The organism is Rhizomicrobium sp. (assembly GCA_037200385.1).
Classification (GTDB): Bacteria; Pseudomonadota; Alphaproteobacteria; order Micropepsales; family Micropepsaceae; genus Rhizomicrobium.
Window position 1 is genome coordinate 3154128 of record JBBCGL010000001.1, and the last position, 17641, is coordinate 3171768.

Consider the following 17641-nt stretch of genomic DNA (forward strand, 5'->3'; position numbering starts at 1 on the left):
CGTGATTGCGTCGCATAATAGTTCGACCGAACGCGCTTCGATGCCAACACCTCCGTATACGTATACGTGCACATTGATGGATCGAGGGCGCCGCGTATTGCTTTTCGGTCACAGCTGCAGCGGACCGGATGCGCGCAGCATCGACGATCAACGCATACGTATGCGCGCAGATTGGCCGATGGAGGTGAGCACAGATAGTGTGGAGGTCGTGCGGCGGCGACTTTGACGACAAAGAACAACAAGCGATCCGGGGGAACGCCGAGTCATGCATTTCGATGGCGCGATTTTCGACATGGACGGCGTCATCACCCACACGGCATCCGTTCATTTTCACGCCTGGAAGGAAACGTTCGACGCATTCCTCGCCAGCGATCGCGCCGACGCGTTCACCCGGGCGGACTATCTCGCCCATGTCGATGGGCGCCCGCGATACATGGGCGTCGAAGCCTTTCTGCAGTCGAGAAACCTGCACTTGCCGTTCGGCGCGCCGAATGATCCGGCCGGCGCCGCCACGATCTGCGGGCTTGGAAACCGCAAGAACGTCCTGTTCAACGAGATCGTCGAGGAGAACGGTGTGGTCGTCTTCGACTCGACCCTGGCCCTGATCGGCGAATTGCGCCGCGGCGGAATCAAGGTCGCCGTCGCGACGTCGAGCAAGAACGGCGAGCGCATCCTGAAGAAGGCGGGCCTGACCGACCTCTTCGACGGCCATGTGGACGGCGCGGACGCCGAGGCTCGCGGCTTGAAGGGCAAGCCCGAGCCCGACCTTTTCCGCGCGGCGAGCGATGCGATCGGCGTCGCGCCGCGGCGCACCCTGGTGGTCGAGGATGCCCAGGCGGGCGTCGAAGCGGGCGTGCGCGGCGGGTTCGGGCTTGTCCTGGGCGTGGCGCGCGAGAACAACGAGGCCGCGCTGCACCGCGCCGGGGCCGATATCGTCGTGACCGACCTCGCCGAGATCTCGCTGGCGCAAATCGATCGGCTGTTTCACGAACGGGACATGAAGCGCGCGCGGACCTGCGGTACGGTGCGCGCATGAGGGGCAAACCCACGCTTCCTTTCTGGCAGCTCTGGAACATGAGCTTCGGCTACGTCGGAATCCAATTCGGATTCGCGCTGCAGAACGCCAATGTCAGCCGCATCTTCGAGACGCTCGGCGCCAAGATCGACAATATCCCGATCCTGTGGATCGCCGCGCCGATATCCGGCCTGCTGATCCAGCCCATCATCGGCCATCTGAGCGACAAGACGTGGAACGGGCTCGGCCGGCGCAAGCCTTATTTCCTGGCGGGGGCGCTTCTGTCCTCGCTGGCGCTGATCGCAATGCCGAATTCGCCCGCGCTTTGGGTGGCGGCGGGCATGCTGTGGCTGATGGACGGCGCCATCAACGTGACGATGCAGCCCTTCCGCGCCCTCATCGGCGACATGCTGCCGGACGCGCAGCACACCCAGGGCTTCGCGGTCCAGACCTTCTTCATTGGTGTCAGTTCGGTGGTCGCGTCGCTGATGCCTTATCTTCTGGCCAACGGTCTCGGCGTCGCGAACACGGCGGCAGCGGGCGAGATTCCACCGTCTGTCAAATGGTCGTTCTATATCGGCGGTGCGACGTTCCTGTTCACGGTCCTATGGACGATCCTGACGGTCAGGGAATACTCGCCCGCGGAACATGAGGGCTTCGCCGCCAGCAGCCGTGCGGCCACATCGCCGGTGCGGCCCGAGGCGCGCTCTTATTATATGCAGGGCGGCCTGCTGCTCGCCTTCGGTCTCATCCTGACCTGGCTCATCCATGTCCTGGATTGGTATGACGGCCTGTACATCCTCTCGATCGGCCTTGCGGTCTACGGCGCGCTGCAGATCGAGGCCGCCCGGCGGCACGCCGCGGGCAGGACGGGCGGCCTGGTCGAGATCGTCGCCGACCTGCGCCACATGCCCAAGACGCTGACGCAGCTCGCGCTCGTCACGGTGCTGACCTGGTTCGCGCTGTTCGCGATGTTCATCTATGCGACGCCGGCCGTGACGCGCTTTCACTTCGGCGCCACCGACGCGACCTCGGCGCTCTACAACGACGCCGCCAATTGGGTCGGCGTGCTGATGGCCGTCTATAACGGCGTCGCCGCGGTCGTGGCGTTCCTGCTGCCCGTCGTCGCGCGCCGCATCGGGCGCGTGTCCACCCATGTCGCCTGCCTGGTCATCGGCGGCGCGGGCCTGATCTCGATGTATCTTTTCACCGACCCGAAGCTGCTGCTGGTCTCGATGACGGCCATCGGCATCGCCTGGGCGAGCCTGCTCACCATCCCCTACGCCATCCTGTCCAGCGCGGTGCCGCATCACAAGATGGGCGTGTACATGGGCATGTTCAATCTCTTCGTCGTCATCCCGCAGATCCTCGCCTCGGCCATCCTGGGCCTTCTGGTCCGCACGCTTTTCCACGGCCAGGCGATCTACGCCATCGTGCTGGGCGGCGCGGCGATGGTGCTGTCCGGGATCGCCATGGCGTTCGTGCGCGATCCTGCCCGGGAGCCCGCATGAGCGATACTTGGAAGGTCCAGACCGACCGGTTCGCGAATGATGGCGAGTCCATCATGCGGAACGGAAACATCTACCAGCTCGCGAACGGCTATATGGGCTATCGCGGGACGCTCGACGAATTCGGCCCGGACGAGATGGTCGCGGTCACCTTGGCGGGCCTGTACGACCAGGTCGGCGATGCCTGGCGCGAGCCGGTCAACGCGCCGAACGGCGGCTTCACGCGGATCGCGGTCGACGGCGCCGGGATTTCCGCACGCACGACGCCGATCCGGAGCCATCGGCAAAGCATCGACTTGCGCAAGGCCGTCTTCGAACGCGAGACCGTGTTCGATCTGTCCGGCGCCCTCATCACGATCCGCTCGGTGCGCTTTCTGAGCGCCGACGACCCGCATCTGGGCGTCGTCCGCTACAGCGTCACCTGCGACCGCGCGGCCGGCCTCCGGATCGAGACGGGGATCGACGGCGGGATATGGGACTTGAACGGGCCGCATTTGCCCGAGCTGCGCGCCGAGATCCAGGACGGCGTCCTGCTGATGAGCGGCCTCGCGAGCGAAACGGCGCGGAAGGTCGTCGTTGCCGAGCTCTGCGACTTCGACTTCGGCGTCCAGGAGCATCTGCAAGACCGAGGCAAAAATCTTCGGATCGTCGAGCTGCGGGCCGCGGCGGGCAGGACCTACACCTTCGACAAGTATTTCGCGGTCTATACGGGCAACGACCGGGTCGCGATGCCGATCGAGTCGGCGGCCGTCGCCGCGGTCAAGGATGCGCGCAGCCTGGGCTACGCGCGGTGCCAGGAGCGCCATGGCGCGCGCTGGTCGGACAAATGGGCCGCCAGCGACGTGACGATCGAGGGCGACGACGAGGCGCAGCTCGCCCTGCGCTACAGCATCTTCCAGCTCCTGCTCGCCGCACCGGTCGAGGGCAGCGGCAATTCCATTCCGGCCCGAGCGCTGTCGGGCCAGGCCTACAAGGGCGCGGTGTTCTGGGACACCGAGACCTTCATGCTGCCGTTCTTCCTGCACACCTGTCCGGCAAAGGCCGCCGAGCTCCTGCGCTACCGGATCCGCACGCTCGACGGCGCGCGCCGCAAGGCGCGGACGGAAGGCGCCGGATACCGGGGCGCGTTCTATGCCTGGGAAAGCCAGGAAACCGGCGACGACGCCTGCAGCTATTTCAACATCGGCGATCCTTTGACCAAGCGCGAGCTGCGCACCCATTTCCGCGACAAGCAGATTCATATCAGCGGCGATGTCGCGATCGCGATGTGGGAATATTTCCGGCTGACCGGCGACGACACGCTGTTGCTGGAGGGCGGGGCGGAAGTCATCCTGGAATGCGCGCGGTTCTATTATTCCTATGCCTACTTCAAGAGAGACAAGAACCGTTACGAAATCCTCGACGTCATCGGTCCCGACGAATACCACGAGCGGGTGAACAACAACGCGTTCACCAACCGCGTCGCCAAGGCGACGTTCGAGATCGCCGGCGCGACGATCGCCCATCTGCGCGCGCAGCACCCGGCCCGGCTCGAGGCGCTGGTCGGCAAGATCGGCATCGCGCAGGAGCTGGCGCTGCTCGCGGAGGCGGGACGGCTGCTCTACGTCCCCGAGCCCGATCCCAAATCCGGACTGATCGAGCAATTCGAGGGCTACTTCAACCTGAAGGACGTCGCGATCGCCGAGCTGGAGGCACGGCGCATCCACCCCGACGAATATCTCGGCGCCGGACAGGGCCTTGCGGTCCCGACCAAGGTGATCAAGCAGGCCGACGTCGTGATGCTGCTGGCGCTGTTCAAGAGCGGCTATTCGCCGGACGTGATGCGCGCGAACTGGAGATACTACGAGCCGCGCACCGAGCATGGCTCGAGCCTCAGTGCCTCGGCCTATGCGCTGGTGGCGGCCGAGTTCGGCGATCTCGAAAACGCCTACCGCTACTTCATGAAGACCGCGACCATCGATCTGGAAGCGCGGTACAAGGTGTTCGCGGGAACCGTGTTCATGAGCGGCTCGCACCCCGCCGCCAATGGCGGCGCCTGGATGGCCTGCCTTTTCGGCTTTGCCGGCCTCGCCGCGGACGAAAAGCAGGTGTCGATCGCGCCGCGCCTTTACGAGACCTGGCGCAGCCTGAGCTTCCAGCTCACGCATCGCGGCGGCCGCTATGCCGTGTGGGTGTCGCCGGAGCACGTGACCGTCGCGGCGGCCGCGACCAACCGGCAGGCGGGCAGCTTTGCCGTCTGGGGCCGCGTCATCGAATGCCGGCCCGGCGAAAGCTGTTCGTGGGAGGCGCGATCTTCGTCTGGCGTGGCGGCGTCCGGCAGACACCTTCGCGCTTAGCATCATGAACCGCAGAACGTTCCTGACGACGACGACGGCGGCGCTGCTCGGCGCCGGCACCATCCGGGCCGCCACCGTCCCGCGGCGCGCACCTGGCGCCGACCTTCCCTGGACGACATATCTGGCGCAGGACATGCGCATGACGGGCGAGGTTCTCGGCCCGGTCTACGCGCCCGCCCGCGTCGAGATGGAATCGTCGCGCCAGCGATGCGTCAAGCTCGCCAAGGCCGGCGACTATGTCGAATTCACCGTCAAGGCTTCGGCCAATGCGATGATCGTGCGCTATTGCCTGCCGGATTCGCCCGACGGGGCCGGGATCGATTCGACGCTCGATGTCTACCGGAACGATGCGCTGGTGACGCGGCTGCCGATCACCTCGCGCTTCGCCTGGCTCTACGGCAAATATCCGTTCGGCAACGCGCCATCCGACGGCGCGCCGCGACGGTTCTACGACGAAGTCCGCTGCAAGGATCTGGTCCTCGCCGAAGGCGACGTCGTTCGCTTGTGCAAACCCGACGACGCCGCCCCCTATTGCATCGTCGACCTCGTCGATCTCGAGCAGGTCCCGCCGCCTTTGGCGGAGCCGCCGCAGGCGCTCTGCGTCCGGGATTTCGGCGCCAAGGGCGATGGCGAGACGGACGACACCGAGGCGTTGCGCGCCTGTGTGGCCGCGGCGGCGGCGCAGGGAAAAACGGCTTTCGTGCCTGCAGGCAACTACAAGCTGACCGGCGACATCGACCTTCGCGACGGCACTGCCCTGCAAGGCGCGGGGATGTGGCATACCACCTTCGTCGGCGACGAAGCGCTCTACGGCAATCCCGACCGGCGCCTGCGCTTCAAGGTCATGGGCAGCCGATGCCGCCTCGCCGACTTCGCGCTGATCGGCAAGCTCAAATGCCGCAACGACCAGGAGCGGAACGACGGCGTCTTCGGCGCGCATGCCAAGGACTGCGAGATCTCGCGTCTCTGGATCGAGCATACCAAAGTCGGCATGTGGTTTTATGTCTGCCAGAGCGTGATCATCCGGGGCTGCCGGCTGCGCAACACGCTGGCCGACGGGATCAATCTCTGCGTCGACGTGCGCGACTCGGTCATCGAGAACTGCACGGCACGCAACACCGGCGACGACTGCTTCGCCATCTGGCCGACGGTAAGCGATCAAGGCTTCATGCAGGAGAGGCCCGGCCCGGGGAACAACATCGTCCGCCGGTGCACGGGCGAGCTGCCGTCCCTCGCCAATGGCGGCGCGATCTATGGCGGGCACGACAACCGGATCGAGGATTGCTTGTTCCGCGACATCTCCGTCGGCAGCGGAATCCTGCTGAGTACGACCTTCCCGACATCGGACGCGACGGCCGACAACAATTTCAGCGGAACGACCGCCGTCGAGAATTGCAGGCTCGAGCGTTGCGGCGGCTTCGACCACGACTGGGGGTGGCGCGGCGCGCTGGAGATATGCGTCGATGCCAGGAGCATCGCCGGCGTCCGGATCGGCGGCTTGCGCATCACGGACAGCCTCTCCGATGCCATTCGCATCCGCCAGAGCGACTTCCGCCCCGGCCGGCGGTCGCTTTCCGACACAAGGATCGAGCGAGTATCCGTCCGTGGCTTCGGCGCCGGCACCCGGCCGAGCCATGGCTTGGCGATCGGACACGATGCGCAAGGCAGCTTGACGGTGTCCCGCTCGGACATCGCCGACATCCAGAACGACACCCCCGGATTTCAGGTCGTGGTGCTTCGCGGCCCGGCGGGATGAAGTGCGAACTGCGCGGGCGGGCAAAGGAGGGCTGGCGTGGCGGCTATTTTGCCCGCCCGCCCAAAGAAATGGCGCACCCGAAGAGATTCGAACTCCTGACCCTCAGATTCGTAGTCTGATGCTCTATCCAGCTGAGCTACGGGTGCGTTCAAGGGCGGCGAACTTATTCAGCGGCGCGGCCAAAGGCAAGCGCCGGTCTGCCGCCAGCCCATGCCGGCGCCGGATCGCGCGAATCGGCTCAAGTCCTTCCGGCTTCGATGAAATCTCCCGGGAAGCGGCATTGCGCACCCTTGTTTGCCCCTGCGGTGCTCGTTAAGAGTGGTCGTCGGACTCGCGTAACCATGATGTGGCGCGATCCAGGCTGGTGGAGAAGACCGGTCGCCCCCGATACGGGCGAACGACCGGTGGCGCGGAGAGCGGCATATGAGGGGAATTCCGGCGGCTGGTACGAGGCGGAAATCGCGCCTTGTCAGTGTCTTGGCGCTTGCGGCGGGTCTCGGCCTCGCGGGCTGTTCCGATCTCGACAACGCGCTTTTCGCCGACCAGGGCAGCACGCCCAGCGGCGACGGCGCGGTTCCTGCCGCACCGGCGAGCACCGCCGACCAGTTTCCGCCCGCCGCCCCGGGCGCGCCGGGCACCATGCCCGGGACGATGCCGGGCGCGCCGGCCGGCGCGAGCGGCGGCTCCGCCCCGACGGTCGCGATCACGCCGGTCTCGATCGAGCCCGGCTCCAACACCGGCACGGCCGTCAGCGGCACCATCGCGACCCTGCGCGGCCAGGTGCAGCAGCTGGAAGACCATCTCGCCGCCAGCGCCTCGCATCTCGCGGAGCTGCGCAACCAGGGCGCGGACGCGGCATTCGCCTATCACGAATCCAAGGCGCATATCACGACGCGGCTGCAGATCGGCACGACGCGGGGCAATCCCGAGCTGGTGACCGAGTGGAACAGCGCCCAGGCGTCGCTCGACACGCTGGCCGGCAACATCAACGCCCTGAATTCGCTGAGCGCCGCGATCGCCTCGGATTCCTCGTCGGCGCATTACGCGCTGGACCAGATCCAGGCGACCTACAACGTCTCGGGCGCGGTCGATGAGGATCATCGCCAGCTCGCGGTGCTCGAGGACGAGACCAACCAGACCATCGTGCTGATCGACCGGCTGCTGAAGGCGGCATCGGAAGACACCCAGCGCCAGACCGCCTATGTCGCCAATGAGCGCGCCAACCTCACCACCCTGGCCGGCGCCATCAAGAACGGCGAGCTTTACGGCGCCGATCTCGGCTCGCCGTCCATCGCCTCCGCGGGCGGCGCGATTCCCGCCTCGACGCTGGCCTATGCCGGCACGCCGCTGGTGGTGATCCGCTTCGACCGGCCCGGCGTCGACTACCAGCAGATCCTCTATGCCGCGCTGAGCCAGGCGCTGCAGGCCAAGCCGAATGCCGGCTTCTCGGTGGTCGCCGTCGCGCCGACGCGCGGGACCGCCGCAGCGGTGCAGATCGCCCAGACCTCGGCCAAGAACCATGCCCAGGAAGTGCTGCGTTCGATGACCGACATGGGCGTACCGGCCTCGCGGCTGGCGGTGGCCTCGGCGACCGACCCCGGCGCGACGTCCAGCGAAGTGCGGGTGTTCGTTCGCTGACGCGTAGCGAGTAGCGAGTAGCGAGTAGCGAGTAGATACTCGCCTAATCGCCATTCGCCACCCACCATTCGCTAGCCCACGCCGTTCGCCTTGAACCAGGCGAGCATGCGCGACCAGCCTTCTTTCGCATCGGCTGCGTTGTAGCTCTGGCGATAGTCGGCGTTGAAGCCGTGCTGCGCATCGGCATAGACGTCGATGCGCGACGCGCTGTTGCCCGACGCCTCCAGCGCCTGGCGCATCGCGTCGATATCGGCGGCCGATATGTTCTCGTCATGTCCGGCATAGAGGCCCAGCACGGGGGCCTTGATCTGCGGCGCCAGCTCGATCGCCGTGTGCGGCCGCAATTCGTTGTCGGTGCCAGCCAGCGGGCCGTACCACGCGGCCCCGGCCTTCACCGCGTGATTGTGCGCGGCATAGAGCCAGACCACGCGGCCGCCCCAGCAGAAGCCGGTGATCGCGAGCCTGGCGGTGTCGGCGCCTTCGCCTTGCGCGAAGGCGACCGTCGCATCGAGATCGCTCATCACCTCGGCATCGGGGACCTTGACGACGATGTCCTTGATCAGGTCGCCGACATGCGCCAGGTCGTACTTGCCCGGGTCGCCCTGCCGCGCATAGAGCGACGGCGCGATGGCATAATAGCCGGTGTGCGCAAGACGGCGGCAGAGATCCTTGATGTGCTCATGGATGCCGAAGACCTCCTGCGCCACCAGCACGACCGGTGCCTGCGGCCGGCCCGCCGGACGCGCGCGATAGGCGGGGATATGGCCGTCGGACACCGGGATGTCGACGGTGCCGGCATCGAGGCCGTTCGCATCGGTCACGATGACGTCGGCGCGGACCGGACCGGTCGCCAGGGTGAAGCCCGCCACCAGCGTGGTGACGAAGGCCCGGCGGGGCATCTCGAAGCTGTGTTCGCTTGGCTTGTCCATGAATGATCTCCGTTAGAAGGTGTCGCGATAGCTCGTCATCGGTCCCAGCGTCGCCGCTTCGTAGACGCCGCGCGCGATGGCGCGGCTCAGCGTGTCGGCGGCGATGCTGCCCAGCCGCATCAGGGCGCGGGCGCGCGGCTCCGTCACGGCGCGAGCGCCGGTGGTCACCGCGAAGACGAGATCGCCGTCGAAGGGCGTGTGCGAGGGGCGCAGCGCCCGCGCGAAACCATCCGCCGCCATGATGGCGATGCGGTGCAATTCGATGCGCGTGACATCCGCGTCGATCGCGATGATGGCGATCGTCGTATTGGCGCCGGCGCGGATCGGACCTTTCAGATCGGACGGCAGATCCAGACCGCCGGTCACGTCGCCGCGCAGGCGGCGTCCGCCGAATTCCTTGCCCTGCTCGAAGGGGAAAGCCCAGAACACGTCGGTGCCGGGAATCAGCGGCGAGCCCAGCGCGTTCACCGCGACCAGCGCGCCGATGGCGAAGCCGTCATCGGTCACCGAGGACGCGCTGCCGAGACCGCCCTTGTAAGCCCCGGCGCGCGCGCCCAGACCGGCGCCCACATTGCCGAGCGGAAAGGTCTCCCCCGCGCGCTCGAACGCCGCCTGTCCGAGCGCGCGATACGGCGCCTCGCCGTTCCAGCTCTTGTTTCCGCCATTGGTGAGATCGAACAGGATCGCGGCCGGCACGATGGGCGCGGGCGGCGCATCCGGAGTCATGCGAAAGCCGCGACCGGCGCGGCGCAGCGCCGCCGTCACGCCGGACGCCGCATCGAGGCCATGCACCGAGCCGCCCGACAGGACGATAGCGTCGGCGTGCCCGACCAGGCTGCCGGGCTCGAGCGCATCGGTCTCGCGCGTGCCGGGCGCGCCGCCGCGGATGTCGACGGCCGCAGCGAAGGCGCGGTCGGCGGTGAGGACGGTGGTGCCCGTGATGGCCGCAAGGTCTTCGGCATTGCCGACGCGCAGCCCGGCGACGTCGGTGATGAGATTTCGCGCGCCAGGCTTTACCATGTGTGCGAGGCTACCGTTTCGAACAGAGAGCGGGAAGAAGCGAGGCGTTTGGATCATGGCGTTGCGACGCATCCTTTATACCGTCATCGGCGCGGTCCTACTTGGGCTTCCCGCGCAAGGCACCGATGCGCCACTTGCAAAGCATCACATGATCGCAGCGGCCAATCCGCTGGCATCCGAGGCGGGACGGCAGATGCTGCGGCAGGGCGGTTCGGCCGTGGACGCGGTGATCGCGGCACAGCTCGTGCTCACCCTGGTCGAGCCGGAATCGTCGGGCATCGGCGGCGGCGCGTTCCTGATGCTCTACGATCCGAAGACCAGGCGGACGCTGAGCTTCGACGGGCGCGAAGCGGCGCCGGCCTCGGCGACGCCGGGCATGTTCCTCGATGCGAGCGGCAAGCCGCGACAGCATTTCGACGCGGTCCCCGGCGGACTCTCGACCGGCGTGCCGGGGGTGATCGCGCTGTTCGATCTGGTGCACCGGCGCTATGGCAGGCTGCCCTGGGCCAAGCTGTTCGATCCGGCGATCAAGCTCGCCACGAACGGCTTTCCGGTCAGCCGAAAACTCGCCGCGGAGTTGAAAGCCTACCCGCAGATGGCGCAGATGCCCGACATCAAGCGCTATTTCTTTCATGCCGACGGCACGCCGCTGGCGCAGGGCGAGAGCCTGAAGAATCCCGAGCTCGCCGCGACGCTCAAACGGATCGCCAAGGGCGGCGCCAAGGCGTTCTACACGGGCGCGATCGCACAACACATCGTCGACGCCGTGAACCGTGCGCCGGTCAATCCCGGCGGCATGACGTTGAAGGACCTCGCGGCCTATCACGCCATCGAGCGGCCGGCGGTGTGCGGCGCCTATCGCGCCTACCGCTTGTGCTCGATGGGGCCGCCGAGCTCGGGCGGCGTCGCGGTGCTGCAGATCCTGGGCATGCTGGAGCGCTTCGGCCCCGGCGAGCTGAAGCCCAATTCGCAGAGCGAAGTGCATCTCTTCACCCAGGCGAGCCGTCTCGCCTTCGCCGACCGCGCGACCTATCTGGGCGATCCCGACACGATCAACGTGCCGGTGCGCGGTCTCATCGATCCGGGCTATCTCAAGCAGCGTTCGGCGCTGATCGATCCGAGCAGGGACATGGGCACGGCGAGCGCCGGGACGCCGCCCGACAAGCGCGCCGACTATGCGCCGCAGCGCAGCGAGCAATTGCCCGGCACCTCGCATCTCTCCGTCGTCGACGACCATGGGGTCGTCGTATCGATGACGACGACCATCGAATTCGCTTTCGGGTCCGAGACCATGGCCAACGGCTTCGTGCTGAACAACGAGCTGACCGATTTCTCCTTCGAGCCGGCACGCGACGGCAAGCCGGTCGCCAATGCGCCGGGACCGGGCAAGCGGCCGATGAGCGCGATGTCGCCGACCATCGTGTTCGACGCCAAGGGCGATTTCCTCATCGCCACCGGCTCGCCGGGCGGGCCCGCGATCATCGACTATGTCGCGCAGTCGCTGATCGCGATGCTCGACGGGCATCTGTCGCCGGCCGAGGCCGCGGCCCTGCCGCATCCGCTCAATCCGAACGGACCCACCATCCTGGAGCGCGGCACGGCGCTCGAAGCCCTGCAGGCGCCGCTGACCGCGATGGGCCACACCGTCGTGCTGGCGCCGCTCGAGAGCGGGCTGCACATCATCCAGAAGGTCCCGGGCGGCTATATCGGCGGCGCCGATCCGCGGCGCGACGGCGTGGCGCTGGGGGATTAGGCGCGCCTTCCCGCGCACATCCACCGCTGTTCTAGCGCCGCGCCACCGCGAACAATCGCTTGAAGGGGAAGAGCGTCGTGCCGTCTTCGCGCTTTGGATAAGCCTTGCGCAGGCGGTCCTTGTACGCCGCGATGAACGCCTCGCGCTCTTCCGCATCGAGCGCCTGCACGAAGGGCCGCAAGCCGGTGCCGCTGACCCAGTGATAGACCGCATCGTCCCCCTGAAGGACGTGGAGATAGTCCGTCTCCCAGATGTCGACGCAGACCGCGTGGGGCTTGAGGATCGCATAGTAATCGGCCGGCATCTGCACCGCGACCTCGCGGACGTTGCGGAGCTTGGCGGCCCAGGGGCCACCCGCCGCCGTCTCGCGCATCAGCGCGTGGCTCGGCGCATCCATGTTGTGCGGCACCTGAAAGGCGAAGCTGCCGCCGGGTTTCACGCCGGACATCAGGCGCGGCAACAAAGCGGCATGATCGCCCAGCCATTGGAACGTCGCGTTGGAGAAGATCACGTCATAGGGCGCGTCCGCCCGCCACGTGGCAAGATCGGCCGCGATCCAGCGCGCCGCGACGCCGGACGTCGCGGCCTGGGCCAGCATGTCGGCCGAGGAGTCGAGGCCTTCGATCTCCGCCTCGCGCCAGCGGGCGCGCAGCAGGGCGGTCGAATTGCCGGGGCCGCAGCCCAGATCGATGACGCGTGCCGGATTCTCGTCCGGGACGCGCGCGAGCAGCTCCGCCGCGGGGCGCGTGCGTTCATCGGCGAAGGCAAGATAGGTTTTCGGATTCCAGACCATTCACAGTAGCTCCCTGTCCGGAATCTCCACCCGGAATGTCGTGCCGCCGTCGCCCGTCGCGACCAGCGTGATGTCGCCGCCATGGGCGCGGGCGAGGTCGCGGGCGATGGCGAGCCCCAGGCCGGAGCCGCCGGCGCGCGCGGCCGTCGCAAAGGGCTGGAACAGGCGGACCTGCAAGGCCTGGGGAATGCCCGGACCGTCATCGGCGATGTCGATCCGCACCCGCTGGCCGCGCCGTTCCGCCGCGAGGCAGATGCGGCCGGCGCAACCGCGCGCCACCAGCGCCTCGACCGCGTTGCGGATGAGATTGAGAACCAGGCGATAGAGCTGCTCCGCATCGGCATCGACCTGCAGCGCCGCGCTTATCTCATTCTCGAGGCGTATCTCGATCGGCGCGATGCGCGCTTCGATCGCGGCATCGGCGGCCTCGGCCACCAGCGGGGCGAGGTCGATGAATTTGCGTTGCGGCGGCCGCTCGTCGGCGCGGCCATAGCGCAACGTGTTGGTGGCGAGCGACACCGCGCGGTCGATCGACGCGACGAGCCGCGGCGCGAGCTTCTTGACGATCGGGTCCTCGCTGTCGCTCAGGCGGTCCGAGGCGAGCCGGGCGTTGGAGAGGATGTTGCGCAGGTCGTGCTGGATGCGCGCCACCGCCTGGCCGAGCGCCGCGAGACGGCTCTTCTGCTGCAGGAAGCCATAGAGGTCGCGCTGCATGGCGGCGAGCTCGCGCTCCGCGATGCCGATCTCGTCCTGCCGGGCGCTTGCCTGGATGATGCGCGCCGGATCCTCCGGATTCGCGTGGAACGAGACCATCGCCTCCGTCACCCGCCGCATCGGCCGCACCAGGACGAGGTAGAGGCTGGCGAAAACGAGCAGGCCGGTGATCAGCGAGACGATGAAGCCGGTCACCATCACCCGGTCGGCATAGGAGACCAGGGCGGCGCGGATCGACGTCTCCTTGAGGATGATCCCAATGCTGTCGGCGCCCCGGACCCGGGTCGGCGCGATGACGTGCAGGATCCGGTCGCCGCCACTCCACAGGCAGTCCAGCGCGCTCAGCATGTCGGCGCCGGCCGCGGCTCTCGTCAGGTCGATGGTGGCGTCGATCCAGGACGCCTCACCCTCGACCTGGAAGAATTCGCGCTTGTCCGGGCTCTTGAGCAGGACCGACATGGCGCCGGCGCGCTTGAGCAGGTGCTCCCGCACCGCGGCCGATATCTGTTCCCCGCCCGGCTCGGTCAGGGGCAGGACGGCGAGTTCGGCGGATTCGATATGGTTGTCCAGCAGCTCACGATGGTAGCGGCCCACCGACGGCACGAAGATCAGGACCTCCGCCACCATCACATAGAGGATGGTCAGCAGCAGGAGGCGGCCGGAGAGGCTATGGGCGACAAGCCCATAGGCGGCGGCCAGTCGGGCACGGGGGCGGCCAGGCATGGGCGGCATAAAGCCCCAAGATAGAAGGAAATCCTAGTGCGGGCGCCGCCAGGGCCGTCCTGCCCGCCGCGGTTGACAGCCCACTAGCTAAGGCCATAGAACCCGCGCTCTTTTTGACGCCTTAGAAGCCTGCGGGAAATCCCATGAAGCGCCCTTATCAGCCGAGCAAGATCGTCCGCAAGCGGCGCCATGGCTTCCGTGCCCGCATGGCCACCAAGGGCGGCCGCAAGATCCTGGCCCGCCGCCGGGCCCATGGCCGCGCCAAGCTGTCGGCCTGAACGCCGCCCGGCCCGCAGCGTCCCGGCCCCCTGAGGGGCGATCCATGGACCGCCTCAAGAATCGCAGCGAATTCCTGCGCGCCCAGCGCGGCATCCGCCGGGTCACCCCCGGCCTGACCCTCGAAATCTGTGCCAATCCGGGCGGCCAGGCCGTCCGGGTCGGCTTCACCGCCAGCCGCAAGGTCGGCAATGCCGTGCTGCGCAACCGCTGCAAGCGCCGCCTGCGGGCCGCCGCCGCGGCGGTGCTTCCCCTTTGCGGCCGGCCGGGCACCGACTATGTACTGGTGGCGCGGCAAGGCACCGCCACGCGGCCCTTCGAAAAGCTGACGGCCGACCTTGGCGAAGCGTTGCGCGCGGCCCATCTGAAGCTGGGCCGGCCGGGAGATGCCCCTTGAACGGGACGACGAGGACACTGCGCGGCTGGGCCGCGGCGGCGCTGATCGCGCCGATCCGCGTCTATCGCACCGTGCTCTCGCCGCTGTTCCCGCCGGCCTGCCGCTTCCAGCCGACCTGCTCGCAATACGCCATCGAGGCGATCCAGGTGCATGGGCCGCTGAAGGGCCTCGGTCTTGCGATCCGCCGGTTGGCGCGCTGCCATCCCATTTCCTGGCTCGGCGGTTCGTCGGGCTTCGATCCCGTACCGCCCCGATAGGTCATCGATGAACAACACCGGCAACAACCGCAATATCCTGATCGCCACGATCCTGTCCTTCGCGATCTTCGCCGGCTGGTATCTTTTCATCGGCGAGCCCGCCATGAAGGCCGAGCAGGCGCACCAAGCCGCCCTGGTGAAAGCGCAGAAGCAGCATCCCGCGGCGGCGCCGGCGGCGCCCGGCACCGTGCCTGCGGTCGCCGGCGGGGCGCCAGCGCATCTGAGCCGCAGCCAGGCGCTCGCCGAGGGCGGGGCGCGGGTGAGGATCGACACGCCGTCGGTCGACGGCTCGCTGCTGCTGAAAGGCGCGCGGTTCGACGACCTGCGGCTGAAGCACTATCGCGAGACCTCGGACCGCAAGAGTCCCGAGATCGTGCTGCTGGCGCCCAAGGGCGCCGCCTATCCCTATTTCGTCGATTTCGGCTGGAGCAACGCGGCAGGCGTGAACCAAGCGCTGCCGGACGACGCCACGGTGTGGACGCAGGTCGGCGGCACGACGCTGTCGCCGGGCAAGCCGGTGACGCTGCGCTGGGACAATGGGCATGGCCTGATCTTCACGCGGCAGATCGCGGTCGACGATCAGTTCATGTTCACGGTCACCGACAGCGTGCAGAACAAGGGCGCAGCCGCCGCGACGCTCTATCCCTTCGCGCTGGTGGTGCGGATCGGCGCGCCGCAAAGCGCGCTCAGCGCCAGCTACATGACGACGCTGCACGAAGGCTTCGTCGGCTTGGCGTCGGATTCGGTGGTCGACCCCACCTACAGCAAGTTCAAGGACGAGGGGGCGCAGCCGATCGCCTTCTCGTCCACCGGCGGCTGGCTGGGCATCACGGACAAATACTGGATGGCGACGATCATCCCGCCCCAGGGCGAGGCCTATGACGGCAAGTTCAGCGCTTCCGACGCCGGCAGCACCAAGGCCTATCAGGGCGACTACCGGCTCGGCGCGCGCAACATCGCAGCGGGCGGCGGCACGGCCAGCGTCACGCATCACCTGTTCGCCGGCGCCAAGGTGGTCGACACGCTGCGCCACTACGAGCACACGATGGGCATCACCGATTTCGTGATGGCGGTGGACTGGGGCTGGTTCCGGCCGATCACCCAGCCGCTGTTCTGGGTGCTGGACTATTTCTACAAGCTGTTCGGCAATTTCGGCCTCGCCATCCTGCTGCTCACGGTCTGCGTGAAGCTGGTGACCTTCCCGATCGCCAACGCCTCGGCCAAGACCATGGCGAAGATGAAGAAGATCCAGCCCGAGCAGGAGAAGATCAAGGAGCGTTTCGCCGACGACCAGGTGAAGCAGCAGCAGGCGGTGATGGAGCTCTACAAGCGCGAGAAGGTGAACCCGATCTCGGGCTGCCTGCCGCAGCTTCTCGTCATCCCGGTGTTCTTCTCGCTCTACAAGGTGATGTACGTCACCATCGAGATGCGCCAGGCGCCGTTCTGGGGCTGGATCCACGACCTGTCGGCGCCCGATCCGACCTCGATCCTCAATCTGTTCGGGCTCCTGCCCTATCACGTGCCGGCGTTCATCCCGGTCTTCCTGTCGATCGGCATCTGGCCGATCTTCATGGGCATGACGCAATGGGTGCAGACCAAGCTGAACCCGGCGCCGGCCGATCCGATCCAGGCGCGCATGTTCGGGCTGATGCCGATCATGTTCACCTTCATGTTCGCGACCTTCCCCGCCGGGCTGGTGATCTACTACACCTGGAACAACATCCTGGGCATCGCGCAGCAATGGTTCATCATGAGCCGCAACGGCGTCGAGGTGCATCTGTTCAAGAACCTGCGGCTGGAGAGCGTGACGAAATATCTGAGGGCGCCCGCCAAGGCGCCCGAGGAAACGTGACCTCCGACGAAGCCGAAGCCACCGCCCGGCTCGCCGCCGCCCGCAAGCTGTTCGCCGGCGCCTGCGATTTCGTGTGGGGAACCGGCGACATCAACAGCCTGCCGCCGCAGGGCCTGCCGGAGATCGCCTTCGTCGGACGCTCCAATGCCGGCAAGTCGAGCCTGATCAACGCGCTCACCAACCGCAAGACGCTGGCGCGGGTGAGCCACACGCCGGGCCGCACGCGCGAGATCAATTTCTTCAAGCTCGGCGACGCGCTGATGCTGGCGGACCTGCCCGGCTATGGTTACGCCAAGGCCTCCAAGACGATGACGGCGGAATGGCAGAAGCTGATCTTCGCCTATCTGCGCGGCCGGGCGAGCCTGCGCCGCGTCGCGCTGCTGATCGACGCCAGGCGCGGCGTGCTGGACCTGGACGAGCAGGTCATGACGCTGCTGGACGAGGCGGCGGTGTCCTATGCGCTGGTGCTGACCAAGATCGACAAGCTCAAGCCCGAGGAGGCGGAAGACGCGGCGCGGGCGGCCGATGCCGCGGCGCGCAAGCACACCGCCGCGTTCCCGGAGGTCTATGCGACGTCGGCGTTCCGCGGCCTGGGCCTCGATCCGGTGAAGTTGCAACTTGCGGCGTTGGCCGAGGCTTGAGGCATGGGCTATAAGGCCCTCGCTTTCGCTGGA

General features: G+C 67.3%; 15 protein-coding genes and 1 tRNA gene. 11 read left to right on the forward strand and 5 right to left on the reverse strand.

Going from position 1 to position 17641, the window contains the following annotated elements:
• The first annotated feature begins 265 nt into the window (after positions 1-265).
• From WDM91_14880 to WDM91_14895, 4 genes are read left to right on the forward strand one after another with little or no spacing between them, the layout of a single operon-like run.
• Complete coding sequence (locus WDM91_14880; protein MEI9995879.1) at positions 266-1036, forward strand: beta-phosphoglucomutase family hydrolase; 771 nt, start codon at positions 266-268, stop codon at positions 1034-1036.
• Positions 1033-2526: an MFS transporter gene (locus WDM91_14885; protein MEI9995880.1), complete on the forward strand. Its 1494-nt coding sequence runs from the start codon at positions 1033-1035 to the stop codon at positions 2524-2526. The genes WDM91_14880 and WDM91_14885 overlap by 4 nt, the downstream gene beginning before the upstream one ends.
• The gene (locus WDM91_14890) at positions 2523-4859 is read left to right on the forward strand and encodes a glycosyl hydrolase family 65 protein (GenBank protein ID MEI9995881.1); all 2337 of its coding nucleotides are present in this window, start codon (positions 2523-2525) and stop codon (positions 4857-4859) included. Before WDM91_14885 ends, WDM91_14890 begins: the two co-directional genes overlap by 4 nt.
• Positions 4860-4863: 4 nt before the next feature.
• A complete protein-coding gene (locus tag WDM91_14895; GenBank protein ID MEI9995882.1) occupies positions 4864-6615 on the forward strand; it encodes a glycosyl hydrolase family 28-related protein in 1752 nt (583 codons plus the stop codon).
• 69 nt (positions 6616-6684) lie between these two features.
• Here WDM91_14895 and WDM91_14900 read toward each other — a convergent pair.
• A tRNA-Arg gene (locus WDM91_14900) sits at positions 6685-6761 on the reverse strand.
• Positions 6762-7038: 277 nt separating this feature from the next.
• Between WDM91_14900 and WDM91_14905 the strand changes: the two genes are divergently transcribed.
• Positions 7039-8253 carry a hypothetical protein gene (locus WDM91_14905; protein ID MEI9995883.1) on the forward strand — a complete coding sequence of 405 codons (1215 nt, stop codon included), beginning with the start codon at positions 7039-7041 and terminating at the stop codon, positions 8251-8253.
• Between the two features lie 71 nt (positions 8254-8324).
• On the opposite strand, the gene WDM91_14910 is transcribed toward WDM91_14905, so the two are convergent.
• The gene (locus WDM91_14910) at positions 8325-9182 is read right to left on the reverse strand and encodes a dienelactone hydrolase family protein (GenBank protein MEI9995884.1); all 858 of its coding nucleotides are present in this window, start codon (positions 9180-9182) and stop codon (positions 8325-8327) included.
• A 12-nt stretch (positions 9183-9194) separates the two neighbouring features.
• Positions 9195-10202: a P1 family peptidase gene (locus WDM91_14915; GenBank protein MEI9995885.1), complete on the reverse strand. Its 1008-nt coding sequence runs from the start codon at positions 10200-10202 to the stop codon at positions 9195-9197.
• A 55-nt stretch (positions 10203-10257) separates the two neighbouring features.
• Between WDM91_14915 and ggt the strand changes: the two genes are divergently transcribed.
• Entirely contained in the window at positions 10258-11955 is a 1698-nt protein-coding gene (gene ggt / locus WDM91_14920) for a gamma-glutamyltransferase (protein ID MEI9995886.1), read from the forward strand.
• A gap of 31 nt (positions 11956-11986) precedes the next feature.
• Here the strand turns inward: ggt and tam are convergent, their stop codons facing one another.
• Complete coding sequence (tam, locus tag WDM91_14925; GenBank protein ID MEI9995887.1) at positions 11987-12748, reverse strand: trans-aconitate 2-methyltransferase; 762 nt, start codon at positions 12746-12748, stop codon at positions 11987-11989.
• Positions 12749-14185: a HAMP domain-containing sensor histidine kinase gene (locus WDM91_14930; GenBank protein MEI9995888.1), complete on the reverse strand. Its 1437-nt coding sequence runs from the start codon at positions 14183-14185 to the stop codon at positions 12749-12751.
• A gap of 143 nt (positions 14186-14328) precedes the next feature.
• On the opposite strand from WDM91_14930, the gene rpmH reads away from it, so the two are divergent.
• The 5 genes from rpmH to yihA are packed head-to-tail and all read left to right on the forward strand — an operon-like array spanning position 14329 to position 17608.
• Positions 14329-14463: a 50S ribosomal protein L34 gene (gene rpmH / locus WDM91_14935; protein ID MEI9995889.1), complete on the forward strand. Its 135-nt coding sequence runs from the start codon at positions 14329-14331 to the stop codon at positions 14461-14463.
• Between the two features lie 44 nt (positions 14464-14507).
• Entirely contained in the window at positions 14508-14858 is a 351-nt protein-coding gene (rnpA, locus tag WDM91_14940) for a ribonuclease P protein component (GenBank protein MEI9995890.1), read from the forward strand.
• Complete coding sequence (yidD, locus tag WDM91_14945) at positions 14855-15115, forward strand: membrane protein insertion efficiency factor YidD (protein ID MEI9995891.1); 261 nt, start codon at positions 14855-14857, stop codon at positions 15113-15115. The genes rnpA and yidD overlap by 4 nt, the downstream gene beginning before the upstream one ends.
• Positions 15116-15122: 7 nt before the next feature.
• Entirely contained in the window at positions 15123-16967 is a 1845-nt protein-coding gene (yidC, locus tag WDM91_14950; GenBank protein MEI9995892.1) for a membrane protein insertase YidC, read from the forward strand.
• Positions 16964-17608 carry a ribosome biogenesis GTP-binding protein YihA/YsxC gene (gene yihA / locus WDM91_14955; protein ID MEI9995893.1) on the forward strand — a complete coding sequence of 215 codons (645 nt, stop codon included), beginning with the start codon at positions 16964-16966 and terminating at the stop codon, positions 17606-17608. Before yidC ends, yihA begins: the two co-directional genes overlap by 4 nt.
• The last annotated feature ends 33 nt before the right edge of the window (positions 17609-17641 follow it).

Excerpts from the sequence above, each read along its gene's own strand:
- WDM91_14910 (MEI9995884.1), bottom strand. The coding sequence starts at position 9,182 with ATGGACAAGCCAAGCGAACACAGCTTCGAGATGCCCCGCCGGGCCTTC.
- WDM91_14880 (MEI9995879.1), top strand. The coding sequence starts at position 266 with ATGCATTTCGATGGCGCGATTTTCGACATGGACGGCGTCATCACCCAC.
- ggt (MEI9995886.1), top strand. The coding sequence starts at position 10,258 with ATGGCGTTGCGACGCATCCTTTATACCGTCATCGGCGCGGTCCTACTT.
- rpmH (MEI9995889.1), top strand. The coding sequence starts at position 14,329 with ATGAAGCGCCCTTATCAGCCGAGCAAGATCGTCCGCAAGCGGCGCCAT.
- WDM91_14930 (MEI9995888.1), bottom strand. The coding sequence starts at position 14,185 with ATGCCTGGCCGCCCCCGTGCCCGACTGGCCGCCGCCTATGGGCTTGTC.
- yidC (MEI9995892.1), top strand. The coding sequence starts at position 15,123 with ATGAACAACACCGGCAACAACCGCAATATCCTGATCGCCACGATCCTG.
- WDM91_14905 (MEI9995883.1), top strand. The coding sequence starts at position 7,039 with ATGAGGGGAATTCCGGCGGCTGGTACGAGGCGGAAATCGCGCCTTGTC.
- WDM91_14895 (MEI9995882.1), top strand. The coding sequence starts at position 4,864 with ATGAACCGCAGAACGTTCCTGACGACGACGACGGCGGCGCTGCTCGGC.
- WDM91_14915 (MEI9995885.1), bottom strand. The coding sequence starts at position 10,202 with ATGGTAAAGCCTGGCGCGCGAAATCTCATCACCGACGTCGCCGGGCTG.
- WDM91_14890 (MEI9995881.1), top strand. The coding sequence starts at position 2,523 with ATGAGCGATACTTGGAAGGTCCAGACCGACCGGTTCGCGAATGATGGC.
- rnpA (MEI9995890.1), top strand. The coding sequence starts at position 14,508 with ATGGACCGCCTCAAGAATCGCAGCGAATTCCTGCGCGCCCAGCGCGGC.
- tam (MEI9995887.1), bottom strand. The coding sequence starts at position 12,748 with ATGGTCTGGAATCCGAAAACCTATCTTGCCTTCGCCGATGAACGCACG.
- WDM91_14885 (MEI9995880.1), top strand. The coding sequence starts at position 1,033 with ATGAGGGGCAAACCCACGCTTCCTTTCTGGCAGCTCTGGAACATGAGC.